The sequence below is a fragment of the Gluconacetobacter diazotrophicus PA1 5 genome, from assembly GCF_000067045.1.
Classification (GTDB): domain Bacteria; phylum Pseudomonadota; class Alphaproteobacteria; order Acetobacterales; family Acetobacteraceae; genus Gluconacetobacter; species Gluconacetobacter diazotrophicus.
This window is the reverse complement of sequence record NC_010125.1, coordinates 2,581,996-2,598,277: the sequence shown is the minus strand read 5'-3', so window position 1 is coordinate 2,598,277 and position 16,282 is coordinate 2,581,996. Positions and strand designations below refer to the sequence as shown.

At 63.9% G+C, this 16,282-nt stretch carries 13 protein-coding genes and 1 pseudogene; 1 reads left to right on the top strand and 13 read right to left on the bottom strand.

The features are described 5' to 3' along the window. Position 1: 1 nt before the first annotated feature. The 13 genes and pseudogenes from GDI_RS11910 to GDI_RS11855 all read right to left on the bottom strand — a co-directional run bounded on the left by GDI_RS11910 (position 2) and on the right by GDI_RS11855 (position 14,523). Positions 2 to 856, bottom strand: coding sequence for an SGNH/GDSL hydrolase family protein (locus GDI_RS11910; RefSeq protein ID WP_012553321.1), 855 nt, complete (start codon positions 854 to 856; stop codon positions 2 to 4). 2 nt (positions 857 to 858) lie between these two features. After that, positions 859 to 1,737 carry a glycosyltransferase family 2 protein gene (locus tag GDI_RS19170; RefSeq protein WP_231854104.1) on the bottom strand — a complete coding sequence of 293 codons (879 nt, stop codon included), beginning with the start codon at positions 1,735 to 1,737 and terminating at the stop codon, positions 859 to 861. 31 nt (positions 1,738 to 1,768) lie between these two features. Then, positions 1,769 to 1,918 (bottom strand): annotated as a pseudogene (locus GDI_RS20625) (glycosyltransferase family 2 protein); the annotation flags it as partial. After that, positions 1,915 to 2,715: an SGNH/GDSL hydrolase family protein gene (locus GDI_RS11900; protein ID WP_012226510.1), complete on the bottom strand. Its 801-nt coding sequence runs from the start codon at positions 2,713 to 2,715 to the stop codon at positions 1,915 to 1,917. The gene GDI_RS11900 and the pseudogene GDI_RS20625, both read right to left, overlap by 4 nt. Continuing rightward, entirely contained in the window at positions 2,712 to 3,905 is a 1,194-nt protein-coding gene (locus GDI_RS11895) for a transglutaminase-like domain-containing protein (RefSeq protein WP_012226509.1), read from the bottom strand. Before GDI_RS11895 ends, GDI_RS11900 begins: the two co-directional genes overlap by 4 nt. Positions 3,906 to 4,242: 337 nt before the next feature. Continuing rightward, complete coding sequence (locus GDI_RS11890) at positions 4,243 to 5,772, bottom strand: flippase (RefSeq protein ID WP_012226508.1); 1,530 nt, start codon at positions 5,770 to 5,772, stop codon at positions 4,243 to 4,245. 409 nt (positions 5,773 to 6,181) lie between these two features. Then, entirely contained in the window at positions 6,182 to 7,027 is an 846-nt protein-coding gene (locus tag GDI_RS11885) for a glycosyltransferase family 2 protein (RefSeq protein ID WP_012226507.1), read from the bottom strand. A gap of 15 nt (positions 7,028 to 7,042) precedes the next feature. Beyond that, positions 7,043 to 7,930, bottom strand: a complete 888-nt coding sequence (locus GDI_RS11880) for a glycosyltransferase family 2 protein (RefSeq protein ID WP_012226506.1) — start codon at positions 7,928 to 7,930, stop codon at positions 7,043 to 7,045. Continuing rightward, positions 7,927 to 9,108, bottom strand: a complete 1,182-nt coding sequence (locus tag GDI_RS11875) for a glycosyltransferase family 4 protein (RefSeq protein ID WP_012226505.1) — start codon at positions 9,106 to 9,108, stop codon at positions 7,927 to 7,929. The genes GDI_RS11880 and GDI_RS11875 overlap by 4 nt, the downstream gene beginning before the upstream one ends. A gap of 75 nt (positions 9,109 to 9,183) precedes the next feature. Next, complete coding sequence (locus GDI_RS11870) at positions 9,184 to 9,585, bottom strand: hypothetical protein (protein WP_012226504.1); 402 nt, start codon at positions 9,583 to 9,585, stop codon at positions 9,184 to 9,186. Further along, positions 9,586 to 10,671 (bottom strand): glycosyltransferase family 4 protein, encoded by a 1,086-nt coding sequence (locus GDI_RS11865; protein ID WP_012226503.1) that lies wholly within the window; start codon positions 10,669 to 10,671, stop codon positions 9,586 to 9,588. Positions 10,672 to 10,717: 46 nt separating this feature from the next. Further along, a complete protein-coding gene (locus tag GDI_RS11860) occupies positions 10,718 to 12,898 on the bottom strand; it encodes a GumC family protein (protein ID WP_231854103.1) in 2,181 nt (726 codons plus the stop codon). A 122-nt stretch (positions 12,899 to 13,020) separates the two neighbouring features. Next, on the bottom strand, positions 13,021 to 14,523 hold the full coding sequence (locus GDI_RS11855) for an exopolysaccharide biosynthesis polyprenyl glycosylphosphotransferase (protein ID WP_012226501.1): 1,503 nt from the start codon (positions 14,521 to 14,523) through the stop codon (positions 13,021 to 13,023). Between the two features lie 538 nt (positions 14,524 to 15,061). On the opposite strand from GDI_RS11855, the gene GDI_RS11850 reads away from it, so the two are divergent. Then, positions 15,062 to 16,249: an outer membrane beta-barrel protein gene (locus tag GDI_RS11850; RefSeq protein WP_231854102.1), complete on the top strand. Its 1,188-nt coding sequence runs from the start codon at positions 15,062 to 15,064 to the stop codon at positions 16,247 to 16,249. Positions 16,250 to 16,282: the final 33 nt, after the last annotated feature.

The window sequence follows — 16,282 nt, the reverse complement described above, 5'->3', positions numbered from 1 at the left end:
TCTACCTCGCGCCGAATGCGCGGATGACGCCGGTGGTCAGCAGGCCCAGGCTTTCCTGCACGCCGCGCTTGCGCACGGCATGGACTAGTTTTTCCATGGCCTGCGCCGGGTCCATCTGCCGTTTCATCACCAGCCGGATCAGCCGGCCGACCTGGTTCTCCTGGTCGGTGTCGGTGATCGTCGAGACGACCTGCCGCCGCCGTCCCTTGCCCATGGTCACCATGTTTCTCGGCGTGATTTCCGGGGGCGGCCGCGTCGCGGGACGACGGGCGGCAATGACCGCCTTCACGCGCTCCTGCGCCTCGTACGGCAGGACGGCGTCCAACCCGTTATCCACGATGCCCAGCGCCACGGCATGTCCGGCCAGTTCGCGGGCCGCCGCGCCGTCCAGACGGTAGTCGGTCTCCAGCCGCAGGGCCCCGATATCGGCGAATATCCGGTCCAGGTCGATGACGAAGGCGCCATATTCGCGCGACAGTTCGGCCGCCAGCAGGTTCAGCCGACGGATCCGCACCAGCAGGACATCGGACCGGTCGGGGTCCGCCTGCGGGCCGACATGGCGGAACACCGTGGCAATCAGAACCGGTGCGCCGCCTGCGCACAGCGTCGCATAGTGCTGCCGGATCTGCTGCTCCAGCACCGGCCATGGCGTGTCCAGCGTCTCGACCCAGGGGACGAGGGATGAAAGGCGGATGGAATCGGCCGGTGCGCCCGGCAGATCATCCATGCTGGCCACCATCGTGCAGGACAGCGGGGTGCCTTCCTGCCGCAATCCCTCGGTCAGGAAATCGGCGGCGCAGGCGACGGCCGGCTGTTCCGAATCCGATACGAAAGCTGTCATGGAAACCTGTGCCATGGTCATGTTCCCCAGGGAATGTTGGAACGAATGTCGGACTCCGACAGCGTCGCTTCCCGTGCCGCCATGTAGGCCTCGCGCACGGCCTCGCGGCTGGGCAGGCCCTCGTAGGACCCGGCGATCTCGGCCAGGTGCGGCAGCGACAGAATGCGGAAATCTTCCGGAATGATCGCGGTGTCGCTCAGGCTCTGCCACAGCAGCGGCAGCAGGGCGACGTCGGCGCGCGGATGGGCCTGGTAGAAGATGTCCTCCCAGTCCTTGTCCTCCAGCGGGTCCCGCCAGCCGCTACGATGGATCAAGTGATAGCTGCGTGCCGCGCCGGCCACCATCTTCAGCCCCGCCTGGCACAGGCGCAGTGCCAGTTCGCGATGTTCGTTGATCGATATGTCGGGATGAAATCCCCCCGCACGGGCGAAGGCATCGCGCGGCACCGACTGGTTGGCACCGGCGGCGGCAGCCCACAGGACGCCGCAATCCCCTTCCGCCCGCAGGGCCTCCATTTCCAGTTCGTACAGCTTGCGCGGGCCGAAACCGGGATAGACGCCGGCCTGGGCGCGACGGTCGATTTCATCGAACCGCTGCGTGACCTGCGCGCGGGTGACGATCGCCCGCGCCCGTTCGGCCTCCGACATGCGCGCGACCCGTTCTTCCTCGCCGGGCCGGGGCGTGCCGCGTTCGGGGTCCAGGAACGGGCGGGTGCAGCGCAGATGGAAGTTCTCGCCACGGACCACCACGCCGGGCCGTTGGCGGTGGATCGCCAGATGGTCCGCGACCAGGTCGGGCCCGGCAAGGGTGTTTCCATCCAGGAAGATCAGGATGTCCCCGTGGCATTGGTGCCGCCCGGTATTTGGCCGCCGCCGATCGCCCGGCCGGGCGGGCATGGTGAACGGACACGATATCCAGTTCGGCCCTGGCGTCTTCGATGACCTCCGCCGTATGGTCGGTGGACCCGTCATTGACGACGACGACTTCCGCGGCCTCGGTCTGGCTGGCAAGCGATGCCAGGGTCAGGCGCAGCCGGTCCGCTTCGTTGCGGGAACGAATGACGACGCTCGCTCTCATCTTGCTTCCTCCGTGCTGTCGAGGACACCCAGGTCGGCGAGAATCCGCACGACTTCCTCCGCCACGCGCCGGTATCCTTCCGGCGTCAGATGGACGGTATCGAGCTTCAGCCGATCCGCGCCATGACGGGCGACAATGGTATCGACATCGACGATCGATATGCCGGTGGTGCCCGAAAGGTCGATCAGTCCCTGGTTGAAACGCCGTATGCGGACGGGAAACGTCTCGTCCAGGCCCATGTAGCAATGGGTCGTATCGCCCGGTATGACCGGGGACAGGTTATAGACCAGGATCGGAACGTCCCGCGTTTCGCGAATCCTTCCGATCAGGGCGTCGAGATGCCGCATGGACTCCTCGACGTCCAGAAGCCCGATCATATCGAATTCGGAGCGGAACCAGGCCCTGTCCTCGTCGCGCCATGTCGCGATATCGTTGGGATAGAGCAGGTAGCCCTCGCTGCGATGACGGCCCAGCTTCGTCGTGATGTCGGCCTGGATCGAGAGCAGGATCGCATCGGCCTCGGTCGTGAAGATCGCGGTGCTGAACTGGCTCTTCATCGGATAGCTGCCCAGCGGAATGTCGCGGGCGGCCAGCGAGGCCGGGATCGTGCCGTCGGCCGCCAGCAGGGCGTCGGACCGTGTCCAGGTTTCGTGCCGGACGCGGGCGGACACGCCGGGCCAGGACTCCCGCAGGGCATCGTTGATTCCGTTCCACTGCAGCACGCCGCCGATGCGGCAGGAATGCAGCGTGTCGTGGATATCGACATTGCCTTTGGAAAACAGCGTCAGACGTTTCATATGACGGTGACCCGGTCGGTGTAGATCGATGCGCCATCCAGCCCGACCATGTCGATATCCACACCCTTGCCGCGCGCGGTCTGCAGCACGCGCCAGGTGGCGGGTATGGCGACGCCCACGGGCCCCACGCAGCGGCGCGGCAGGCACTGCGTGATCATCCGGGCATCGGTCCGCCCGTAAAAATGGTCGCGCCAGGCGGAATCCTGTCCGCCGTGGGACAGGTCCCAGCTCATGAAGTCGAACGGACGCCATCCCGCATCCTCCGTCCAGATTTCGGCCCAGTAATGAAGGGTCGGCGAATGCCGGTACAGGAAATGGCCGCCCACCAGGCGTGCGGGAATACCCCGCGCGCGGCACAGGCCTATCAGAAGCGCCGCGCCAAGCTGGCAGTCGTAGCATCCGGCCTCCAGGACCCAGTCAAGGGGGGCGTCGGCCCGGATCTGATCGTAATGGACCGGGCTGTTGATCAGTTCGTCTATGATGAAGGACCAGAAGGCCCGCACGGCCCGTTCCGTCGGTGCCGTCCCGGCCAGGCGGCGTGCAAGCGCCGCGACCGGATCCGTGATCCTGATCAGGCCTTCGCTTGGACGAAGGAAGATGTCGCGGTCGGCGTCATCCTCGGGCCTGCCGTCCGGCAGGGGAGCGAGGAAGACATCCGCCCCGATCGTGATGTCGCCTTGCCCGTCCGGACGGATCCGCACATCCATGCGGCCGTCGCTGATGCTGATCGTCCCCCCGTCGCAGGGCCAGGGCCGGACATCCAGATAATCGCATCGCGATCGCAACGGCAGCGGCATGCGTAGCCGCAGCGTCCTGTCGGGGGCGAACGCACCGCGGGCGAACGTGCGCCCGATGGTGATGTCCATATGCGGGCTGTCGCGGCCGCCCAGTTCCCCGACCAGCCGCCGGCTGGTCGGGACGTAGCATGAGGACCAGAAATCATCCTGTCCCTGCCGCCCGCGCGATTTCAGGAAATGTACTACCTCCACCGGATCGAACAGGCGCTGTCCCAGACGATCCCGGTGGAATTGCAGGCCGGACCCGATCCACCGGTCCAGCGCCTGGCGCGTCATGGCCAGGGCATGCGCGGTATCGTCGGTGAACGCCCAGCCCAAAAGCAGAAGCGCCTTCAGAATCCGAGATTCATCGATGGTCCTGTAGCGGTCCGCGAATTGCAGTAATTCGGTCATCGATTTCTCGGTATGTTCTTGTCGGATTGAGCGGGCGGAGTTTTTAAATGTCTCTGCTTGACAGAATATATTAAACCGTGCTTCATAAATAATGATGTAAAAATGTGTTCAGTATAAAAATCAATTCTATAATTATTTCTGTTTTCGGTGTCTGGAATAAAAAACGTTCAGACAAGACGTTAAAATAACGATCTGCAATTAACGCGTTGAATTTTTTAATAAACGCGCCTCTCTCGAACGTATCAACGCTCGCCCGGATAACCGGTTTTGAAGTGTGTCAAAAAAAAGACCGACGCGGTCGGGAAAACAGGGCCGGACCATTCCGCGCGCATGTTGTCTACACGGCCCGCGACTTCACAAGCCTGACCGCGATGATGTCCGAAAAGCGAAGGAAAGCCTTTCGCTCGGAAATGTCGAGGCAGGCGAACCACAGGATTCCATAAAACGCCCCCAGGAGCAGCGCGGCGACCATGATGGCAACCGGACGGGGCATGTCGAAAAGTGCGATGCAAAGCGATGCGGAACCGCACAGAGCGGCCGGCAGGATGCGGCCGATCGCGCCTGACAGGGGTCTGTAGAGGTAGATGCTCATCGCCGTCCGGATGATGAAATCGATCGTGGTGCGCAACGCCCACGCGAAGGCCGCCCCGACCACGCCGAAGGACGTCAGGAACAGGAGCAGGATGGGCGTATAGATCAGCAGTTCGCCGATGGACAGTTTGGCACTGGCGTCCGGTCGCCCGATACCGTCCAGGAAGCCGGCGGACACGGAATCGATGCCGGAAATAAAGACGCCGAGGCAGAGCAGCTTCATGATCATGCTGCTGTGCGCGGCGAAATCGGCGTCGATCCAGATCGACAGGATGTCGTGGCTGAACAGCGCGCCGCACAGGCAGACCGGGAAGAGCAGCGCCACCACCGTCAGCACGCTCGTCTGGTAGAGCTTGACGGTCAATGCCACGTCCTTGCGCCATGACGCCGCAAAGGCAGGGTAGGCCGAACCCGTGACGGCATTGGTCAGCAGGCCGAAGCGCCCCACGACATCCGCCGGCGTGGTGTAGAAGCTGGTCGCGGCCGCCGAAATCACGCTGGCGATCATGAACCGGTCCATATAGGACAGGATCGGATAGGCCACGTTGGACACGGTCATCCACCCGCCGATGCGAAACAGCGGCAGAAGCAGGCGCGGACGGGCCCGTGCCCTGCGCAACTGGGGGATCAGCCGATAGCAAAGCCGCCCATAGCTGACGGTCATCCATAGCCGGCATACGGCCAGCACCAGCATGACGCCGATCAGATTGTTCCAGACCAGCAGGATCAGCAGCGGACCGACATAATACATGATCGAAAACGGCATGTTGATCAGGTTGATGGATTTGAAATCCTGATACGCCGTCACGACGCCCCACATCGCGGCGTTGACCATCACAAACGGCGCCGTAGCGCAGAAGACCCAGAACGACAGCTTCACTTCCTGTTCCAGTTCGTGCGGAATCTTCAGGCCGTGCGTGACCCACAGACCGGCCGATGCCGCCGCGACGAACCCGGCGACAAGCCCGATGCCGCCAAGGGCGAGAATTCCGGTCAGGACCAGGTCGGCGGTGTCCTGCCGGGGGCTGTCGGTCGCCCGGTCGGCGATGGCACGAGTCAATGCCCGGCCCAGGCCGAAATCGAAGATACCGAACGTGCCGATCAGGGTCAGGGCGATGGTGAACACGCCCCAGCGTGACAGGCCCAGCAGGTGAATGAGCTTCGGCGTCACCAGGATCGCCACGAAAATCGGCAGAATCCGGCCAAAGATGTTCCAACCCGTATTGGACAGGATATGCCGGGGTTGCGGAGGCGCAAGCGGGGCTGAGGACGTCATGAATACACCTCGTGTCGATACCAGCCGTGTCTGGCGGGGGCAGTTCGCTATTCCCCGCGGGGCTGGCGACGCCGATGGTCCATGCCGATGATCCCGTGCGCCGCCCGAAAGCGTCTCCGGTTCCGTCTCCAGATCTCGAAAGCGATGTCATTCGTCATCTTGGCGGCCACATGATGATTTGCGTCTCTGTATTTCGGTATGAAATCGTAACGGGTTGGCCCGAGGGCGGCCTCGGATATAATGGGTCGGATCCTTATTCGACTGAATCGTCAGGCAATCGGGCCGCGATCGACGCCGGAAGCCGGATATCGAAGGGCTTCGCGTCGAAACCTGCGGTTTTTCCATGTCGCCGGGCCATTGAACGTCTTCCGGTCCCTGCGGTTCCTCGGGGCGGATTGCCGGCGCATGGTCATCTTCCTGAAGGGACGGCATTTCCGTACCCGGCCAGGCGGCCCAGGAACGTCATCAGGTAGTAGCGCGCGACCAGCATATCGAATTTGGCCAGGTGGACCGCGACCCCGCCGATCGGGCGCACCAGGAACCGGGCCACGGTTTCCCGGTCGCATCCGTTCTTCCGCATCACGCGCCCGACGCCGCGTCCGTACAGGAAGGCGCGGGCTACGTTCAGCACCACGGGTTTGTCCGGGTGGATGATCTTGAGCGTATAGGCGTAAAAGCCGGTAACCTTCCTGGCCAGCATTCTCAGGGCCAGGTCCTGGCCCTCGCCCGATCCGAACGGTGTTCCGGGCCCGATCGCCTCGTCGAAACCGCCCACGGCGTCGAATATGCTTCTGCGGATGAACAGGTTGAATTCGATCAGGCAGGTCCACACCGTCTGGCCGTCGATCGCGCTGTCATGCGCCAGCCATCGTCCCGACCGTCCGGCCTGCCCGCCGGGCAGGATCACCGATCCGGTCAGGAAGCCCAGTTCGGGCTGGGTGCGGAAGCGGGCCTCGACCTGCGACAGGACATCCGGCGGATATTCGCAGTCATCGTCGGGGAAGGTGATGATGTCCCCCGTGGCATGGCGGGCGCCCAGGTTGCGCGCATGATTGCAGCGGCGGACCGGGCTGCGGATATGGCGGATCGTCAGCCGGTCGCCAAACGTGGCGATGACCGGCAGCAGCCGGTCGTCATCGTTCTGGTCCACGATGATGACTTCGAAACTCTGGATATCCTGTTTCGTCAGCGAGAGCAGAAGGGCATGAAGCTCTTCGACGCGTCCGAGCGTCGGCACAACCAGGGAAAAGAGCATGGATCGCGCTCCGTGCTACAGGGTCAGGATACGTTCCGGCGCAATGCGCCCGCGCAACAGGTCCATCAGGGCCAGACCATTGCCGAGCAGCCGGCCCCTGCGGTCGACATAGGGTTCGGGCCACAGGCTGCGCATCAGGTTCATGGTGATATTGCGCCCGACGCTGCGCAGCGTGTGGTCCCACGGAAACGTGCCCTTGCGCGACAGATAGATCGGGTTCGCGACCTGCGAATATCCCAGGCGGCGTCCGGGGGTCTTGCCGGTCTTGCTCGCCAGGTGAATGCCCTTGGCCGCGTTCATCCTGACGACGCGGCCGTGGCGGCCCAGCCTTCGGGAAAAATCGATATCTTCATACCAGGCGTAAAGCGGCAGCCGCTCATCGAAGCGCACGCCGTGCCGCTGGACGGCCGGAATGCGGAACGCCATGTTACAGCCGTAGCTGCTCCATGCGTCCTCGACCGAGGACTGGGCGGGATTGTCGTTGATCCTGGGGTTGTCCAGCATCTGCCGGGCTTCTTCCATCGAAAAGCCCGGTCCCTTCGCTCCATCCGCAAGGACCCGGCCGGTCGCGGCCAAGATGCCTGGGGAGGCGCCGAAGACCTCGGCGCATACTTTCAGGTAGTTCCGGTCCGGCAGGAAATCGTCGTCGAAGAAGACGATGACGTCGTTGTCACCGGCATGGTCCAGGATCACGTTTCGCTGGTGGCACGCGCCGATCGGCCCGCGCAGGATCGTCAGTCCGTCGGCCTCGGCCAGACCGTCCGCGTCGGATGCACGGGGCGTGCAGACGATGATCCGGCTGGCCGGATAGCTCTGCTTGCGTAATTCCTGGACCGTTTCCCTCAGGATGCCGGGACGTCCGCAACTGACGATGCCGATCACGAGAGTTGGGAGGGGCGTCATGGTACGGCTCCGGCATAATGATGGGTGGCGCGCCTGTCCTGCGTCGCCGGTTCGGGATGATGGACGGCGTCCGGTTGCAGGGTCAGAAGCTCGTACGAAAGGGCGACGTGCCGCGCGGCGTAGGTCTGCGAATTCAGGCATTCCCGCATCCGCCGCTGGGCATTGGCGGTCATCGCGGCCTGGCGCGGCGTGTCGGCCGCCAGGTCCGTGATCGCGTGCGCCAGGGCCGCGATGTCGCCGGGCGGGACATAGGTGACGGCGTCATGGTCGAAATAATGCCGCAGTCCGCCGACATCGGTCGTAATTACCGGCACGCCCCGCGTGATGGCTTCCTGGATGGTGGTCAGGCCGGATGCATGCAGGTTGGGACCGAGCGGCACGACGACCAGATCCGCCTGGTCGTACAGGGCCAGCAGGTCGGCATTGTTTTTCAGGGACGCCAATGTCGCGTGGCCGTATCGGGCGATGCGCCGCCGCGCCGCCGGGTCCGTGGTCGCGATCGTCAACCGGCACGGCAGCTCCGCCGTGGCCCGCAGCAGCGTCTCCCAGTCCCGATGGCGGTCATTGCCCAACGACAGGACCCTGATGGTCTGCCGCGCCGGGCGCGGCGGCCGGACGATCATGTCGTCGGCACGGATGCCGAACTCGACCAGTTCGGTGCGCGTGCCGGGGAAGAGCCGCGCCGCCGCCGCCCTGTTGCACGGCGAATGAAACGTCAGGACATCCGCACGGGACAGCAGGGCACGGAATATCAGCCGGTTCTTCCGGGATTCATGTGCCCATCGGTCGAGCAGCCAGACGCTCTGCGCGATGATCCGGGGGTGCCGCCGCCAGGGGTACAGGCGGAACAGCAGCAGGACCGCCATGGACTGGGCCTCGGTATGGGTCCAGACGATATCGCTGTTCCATATGCCGGACCGGTTGCGCCAGGCATGGACGAAATCGAACCCCAGCAGCAGGCGTACGGCATAGCGGATGGCACGGCCGGGCAGGCGTTCCCGTTCGTCCTCGGACTGCGTCACGCTGAAGCTGGGTTCGGCGGCGCGCTGATATCCGTAGGCATATTCCTCGTTGACGCCCAGAAGGCTGCCATCCTTCCATCGCGTATGCCAGTTCGTGGCCCCGTATCCATAGCTGAGCTGTACAAAGGCCCTGACGGGACGCTGCATGTCGGTCATTGAGCGGGTTCGCGACGGTATTGAAAACTTATTCATGTGGCATTTCTTGTTGAAAGTGGCAGCGTGAAGACACGATCAGTAGACTCCCACGTCGACAATGCCGACATTCTGCGCGGCCGTGCGTCCGATCATGGCGGCACGGGCGGTCGCCGCGGCAGCGCGGGTTTTGAACCGATGGCAGTAATTGATCTCCAGGCCCAGATGCAGCCCGTATCGGGCGTTGACCGTCCGCCCGAACCGCCCGCCATAGACGCCCAGCGCGACCCGCGACGTGCTGGCCACGCGGATCAGGTCGCTGATGAACAGCCGCTGGTCCGCCTGGACGCTGCACCAGACGACCGTCGCGGGACCGTTGGCCTCGGGCAGGAAGCCGGCTATCGGGTCATCCTGCGCCACGGCCGGGCGGGGCGACGCCGCAAGGAGGGCAAGCACGCAGGCGGCCCATGCCAGATGGCGTTTTGTCGGATGGCGCATCATTCATGCGGCTTCCCTGTCATGCACCAGGTCCAGAAGCGCGCGCGCCGCCTTGTCCCAGGTAAAGCCGGCGGCGCGTGCCATGCCCTTCATGCGCATGTCCTGCGCCAACCCCGGTGTGTCGATCACGCGGGCCACGGTACTGGCGATCGCGACGGGGTCGTCGGGATGGGCATAGAGCGCGGCATCGGCGCAGACTTCGCGCAGGGCGGGGATCGAGGACGCGACCACGGGGCAGCCGCACGCCATGGCCTCGACCGCCGGCAGGCCGAATCCCTCGTATCGGGACGGAAAGACGAAGCACGCGGCGTTCTGGTACAGGGCGCACAGTTCCGTGTCGCTGACGCGGCCGATATAATGGGCCGGCGCGGGCAGCGTGATCCCGTCCTGCCCGTTGAACACGGACCGGTTCAGGGCGCCGGTGATGACCAAGGCGATGTCGCGGGCGGCCAGCATGCGCGCCAGCACGCCCAGGCTGGCCAGGTTCTTGTGCGGCGCCAGGTTGCCGACGACCAGGACATAGCGTCCCGTCGCAAGCCCGTGCCGCGCCAGAACCGCATGGTCGGCGGCAAGGCGCGAGATATGATCTGCCCCTTCGGGGATCACCGCGAAACGCTCCGCCACGACGCCGAGGTGGCGCGCCAGTTCCCCGCGGGAAAATTCCGACACCGTGACCAGGCGCGAGCGCGTACGCAGCAGCAGGTTGTGCAGGACGCGGTACCACAGGCGGAAGCGCCACGAATAGGCGTCGGGCTGGCTGAAAATGCCTGCGTCATGCAAGACCACCAGTTGCCGCCGCCCCATGATGGGGGCCGTGTTGCCCAGGTTCAGCAGCACGCCGTCCCGGGCCCGGCGCGGCAGGTCGATCTGCTCCCAGATCTGTCCCTGCCGGCGTCCGACGAACTGGCGCTCCAGATCCCCGGGGCCGTCCGCGATCAATGCCGCCGCCGGGGTCAGCAGGATGGGGCGGCTGACGTCATTGGCGCTCCAGACCCGGCCGATGGCGCTGGTGATCTCGGTCGCGAAGCGCTGCACGCCGCTCAGGGGCTGGGTCAGGAAGCGGCTGTTGACGTAAAGCGCGGACTGCATTGAAAACTCCTGCCCATACCGGCATTGGAGGGACGTGGGGCCGGATTCAGGAGGTCAGCAGGCCGTACTGACGATAGATCCCCAACTGGCGCTTCTCGGCGCTTTCCAGTCCCCGGGCCGGGACCTGCGTCAGGACGCTGCCCAGCACGCGGGCGTCATAGGCATGCAGGATCCGCATCGCCTCGGTCAGTTCCATGGACCCGGTCAACCCCCATTTGACGACCATGACGATGCCGTCGGTCTGCTGGGCCAGGACGGCGGCATCGGGGAAGGCCAGGATCGGGGGGGTGTCCAGGACGATCATGTCGTAATGGGGTGAAAACTGCGTCAGGACGCGGCTCAGTTCCATCGGCGACACCATGGCGTAATTGCGTTCGCCCGGCGGCCGCATGGTCAGGATATCGACCCCCGGCATCACGTCGCGCGCCAGCCTGCCCGTGGCCACGCTCACCGGCAGGGAATTGTCGCTGGCCTGGTCCGTCTTGCCCAGCGCGCCCAATGCCGAGGGGTTGCGGGAATCGCAGTCGATCACCAGCGCGCGTTGCAGGTCGCGGCCCGCATTGGCGGCCAGGGACACGGCAAAGGTCGTCTTGCCTTCCCCGGGGCGGGCGGAGGTGACCAGGACCACCTTGGCGCGGAAGCGGCTGTGACCGAAGCACAGGATGCTGCGGATGTTCTCGATCGTCTCGACATAGGCCGAGGAGACGCCTGCGGCAGCGGACCGGTAATGCCGCACCAGAGCGCCGTTGAAGACCGGGACCATGCCCAGCGTGAACAGGCCGGGGACCGAATCCAGTTGCGACGTGCTGCGGATTCCCTTGCGAATGCGATCCGCCAGCAGGGCCGCGCCGGTCCCGCACAGCATCGAGAACAGCAGGGCGATGGCCAGGTACTGGGTCCGCGGCGGCCCCGAAAAGCCCAGCGGGATCTCGGCGCGCGAAATCAGTTCCGCTTCCGGTTCCTGCAACTGCGCCTGGGTCGAGGTCTGGGCAAAGCGGCCCAGATAATCCTGGTAGACGACGCGTGCGGCGTTGGCCTCGCTTTCCAGCTGGCGCAGGGTGACATTGGCCTGGTTTTCGGCGGTCACCTGCTTCTGCAGGCTGTCCACGGCGTGGCTCAGCGCCGCGACGCGCGCCTGCGCCCCGCTGACATCCTTGGCGATGCTGTCGGCGATCCGCGCCGTCTCGGCGCCGATCTGGCGCCGCACCTGGGCGGCGGCGGCCTGGGCGGCCTGCATCTCGGGATTGCCGTCCAGGACGGAGCGGCTGAGGCTGGACACGCGGCTGCTCAACTGGGCCTGCTGGTTCTGCAATTGCTGGATCAGCGGGGCCGAGACCACGTCCGGCAGGTTCCCCACCGTGCCGTTGCGTTCCGCGGTCCGGACTTCCGAATAGCGTGCGCGCTTTTCCTCCAACGCGGCCTGGGCGGTGACCAGTTCCTGGTTCATGCGCATCAACTGCTCGTCGGCGACCGTGGTCGCATCGGCCTCCGGCGTGCCGGGCATATGTTCCAGGCGGGCCGAGATCAGGCCATTCTGTTCGCGAAATGCCTCGACGGCCTGTTCCGCATGACGCAGCCTTTCGCGCAACGGGACGATCTGTTCATCCAGCAGGGCATTGGCCCGCCATGTCGCAGCGACCTTCATGTGACGCCGGGATTCGAAATAGGCGTCCGCATAGGCATTCGCGATCCTGGCGCTGGATGCCGGATTGTCGGTCTTCGCCGTGATCGTGATGATATAGGACCGGCCGTCATTGAGGATATTGACCTTGTCGGCCAGCACGAGCGCCGTCGCCTGCAGCCGCGCCGTCGGCGTCATGGGGGGCGCGGGCGGCGGCGCGATGCCGAACAGCTTCTGCACGGCAAGGACGATCCGGGCCTTGAGCGGCACGGTATCGAGGACCTTGCGGAATTCCGGATCGTCGACCAGGTTCAGGCGTTCGGTCACCGCCCGGGCAATGGTCGAACTGCGCAGGACGCCGACCTGCGTATTGATGCCGACGGCATCGATGTCGGGGGTCGATACCGTGGCCTGCAGGTCGCGGAAGGACGCCTGCCGCGTGCCCACCATCAGCATCGCCGTCGCGGTGTAATAGGGTTTCATCGTCTCGATGAACGCCACCGCCGGAGCGAACATCCCCACCGTCACCAGCACGACCGCCAGGCGATGGCGCCCAAGGATGCGGAATACCTGCGTGGGGGGAACATGCTGACTGTCCGTCGGCATGCCCGAAAGGCCGGCCAAGGGAGATAATTGAAGCTGGTTCATCGCACGATCTCTCGCATGGGGGCGTAGGGAGATTTCATCGAAACGGCCTTGCGGCGGTCGGGCTTTCGGACTGTGCGGCTCTATCGGGCGCCGTTCCGGAACAGGACGGCCGGCACCGTCCTGGCAAGGATCACGACGTCGTTCCACAGGCTCCAGTTACGGACATACCAGTTGTCCAGTTGCACCCGTCGCGGATACGACGTGTCGCTCCGTCCGCTGACCTGCCACAGGCCGGTGATGCCCGGGCGGATCGCATGGTAGTACTCCATGTCGTCACCGTAATGATCTGCTTCGGCCGTCACGATCGGCCGTGGTCCGACCAGGCTCATGTCCAGGCGCAGCACATTCAGAAGCTGCGGCAGTTCATCCAGGCTGGTCTGGCGCAGCAGGCGGCCGATCGCGGTGATCCGCGGATCGTTCGTCAGCTTGCGCGTCGCGGCCCATTCGGCGGCGGCATGGGCGTCCCGGGCCAGCAGGTCGGCCAGGACCTCCTCCGCGTTCGGCACCATGGTGCGGAACTTCAGGCAGCGGAAGGGCTGTCCATTTCGTCCGACGCGCAGATGTCCGAAGGTCGCCGGGCCGCCATCCATCCGCACCAGCCCATAGAGTATAAGGAACACGGGCAGTGCCAGGAACAGCAGCGCGGACGCCACCGCCACGTCGAACGCGATTTTGGTCGCGCGGTGGAACGGCAGGTCCAGCTTGCTGCGAAATGTCAGCATCATGGTGTCGAAGCTGAAATAGGACAGACGGCTATGGTCGATGGGTATGTCGGCCATCTGCGGGACCAGCGAAAACGGCACCCGGCCCCGCGTCACGCGTGAAATGACCGCGCGGCCGGCGGCTTCGTTGACATCGATGGCCAGGACCAGTCGTACCGCGCCGTACCGCGTCAGAAGTACCCGGGTCAGATGCGAAGGCGCCACGCGCAGCAGGGATTCCGAGGAAATGCAGTCGACCGCCCGCAGACCGGGCAGACGCTCGCTGGAAAATGCCTCGATGGTCTTGTTGCAGGTTTCGGTGTCGCCGACCAGAAGAACCGGAAGCTGCCACAGCCCGAAATGATGCAAGGTGTGCTTGGCGATCTGGCGCAGGGAAATCGCCAGCGCGGCAAAGACGACCCATTGCTCCGTCATCCGCGCGGCATCATGCAGCGAGCCGAGCAGGACGCCGAACCCGGCCGCCACGGTCATGGCGGCCACCGAGATCGCGATGATCTGCGGGACCTCGCTCCAGAACGGCAGCCGGTCGCGATAATGGCCCTTGGTCGAAAAATAATAGACCAGACCCGCCATCATGAAGATCGAAAGCCACAGGCTCTTTTCCGTCGCCAGGTGCCCGTCGGGGACCAGCAGCGACGTCGATGCCGAAAAGGCGGAGGACAGGTGAACAGTCGCGAGCGCAAGCGCGAACGCCAGCGCATCGCCCATCATCAGGGCAGTTGCGGAAAAGTAACGAAAACGGCGAAGATCCGACGGAAGCGCGGGCGTCGGACCGCTGGCCAGGGTAAGGATATTGCTTTCCGGCACCTGACCGGCCGCGTCAGCAACGCCAATAATGATGCTGGAAACCTGTGTATCCATAACACATCCCCGGCTAAAATAAAAATAAATAATTAAAATCAGGTGTCGATAATTTTAAAAAAAGCGATTATATACGATATAAAAATAAGCAATTTATGTTGGCGGGCGGGAAATATGAAATATATCGTTACGTAATGTAGTCGTGTCCAGTCCGGAGGGGTATACGCGGCGACACTGGCAAGGTTTCCTCCCGAAAGGGGGGGGGCTCAAAAAAAGTCGAAATGAAGGCGCAGCTATCGTGATCAGAAAAACGTGATAGCGATCGGCGAAGGCGGATGAAAATAAAACTGGAGTCAAGCGATATAGGTTCGGTCAAACGCCCGCACAGTGACAGGAAATAAAAATAAATCACGTGGGTGAAACGATCGGGACGTTGCGGCCGTTTGGAATCGCCATATTTGCAAGGTATCCGGTGAGAACAACATTATACGTCAGTCTGGGGCTGATAGTCGTTGTCCCTCTGTTCCTGCCGGATAGTGCATCCGCCCAGGTACTCGATACGTATTTTCCGCCCATGGGAAGCGGGTTCGGCGATATCATGACCGAGCCGGCACAGGTTCGCGCGCTGGAAGAATACGCGCCGCTTGGCCTTCGTTACGGCCCCCTGCGTATAGACGCCGACGCGGCGGAGTCGATCGGCTATGATTCCGATATCGCCCGCCTAGCGAACGGAACCGGCGGCGTCATGGAAACGACGCATGCCCGGCTGGCAGGGGCGGCCGTATGGCAGCGCGACCAGGTCCATGCCGAAATATCCGTCGACGATTACCGCTTTCCATCCCAGTCCATACAGAACCGTACAAACTGGACGGTCGGCCTGGGCGCGGTGCATGATTTCGGCCACGACCGGCTGGGCATGGCCTACACCCATCTGTCGCTGGTCCAGACACCGATGGACCTCGGCGCGCTGATCCTCAGCCGTCCCATACCCTATCAGTATGACGACGTCCGCCTCAGCTATACGGCGACGACCCACGGGCGCTTCAGCTTCATTCCCGAAGCCGGTATCAACCGTTACAATTTCGACCGTGTCGTTCTTGTTCCGGGCCAACTCGACCAGACCTATCGCAACAGGGCCACGATCACCGAGGGCGTGACCGGTCGGTACGACCTTGCCGGGACGACCCAGATTCTCGTGATTCTGCAGGGGACGGAAATCCGCTATCTGGACCGTACCCCGGGCGTTCCGTCCCGCGATTCAAACGGTGTGTCGGCGATGGCCGGCATGGATTTCGGCCTGTCGGGGCCACTTCGCTTCCGTGCCCTGGTCGGCTATCAGACACGGGTCTATCGCTCGTCCCTCTACCAGCGGATCACCTCCCCGATCGCCGAGGCGGAACTGGGATGGAATCCCACCCGCCTGACGACGATGACGCTTTCGGTGCGTCACGGGATCGAGGACGGCGCCTTCGAGAACGTTGTCGGCTTCAGCTATACCTCCGCACAGATCGGTGTCCGTCACAATTACGGACGCAACCTGGTACTGAACGCGCAGGCCGGAATCGAGAAGGCGGATTATTCCGCAGCGTCGGGTGTGCTGAGAAACACGATCCTCGACCAGATCGCGTCCAACCAGACAGTCTATAATATTGGCGCGGGCGCCCAGTGGCTGCTGAACCGTCACCTGAGCGTAACGTTGAACTACAACTTTTCCAGCCAGAAGACAGTGGGATACAGGACATTTTCCGACCATACCGTCCTGCTCAGCGCGCATCTGGCGCTTTAGCCCTTGTGATCTCCAGCCCATGCGATACGGGAG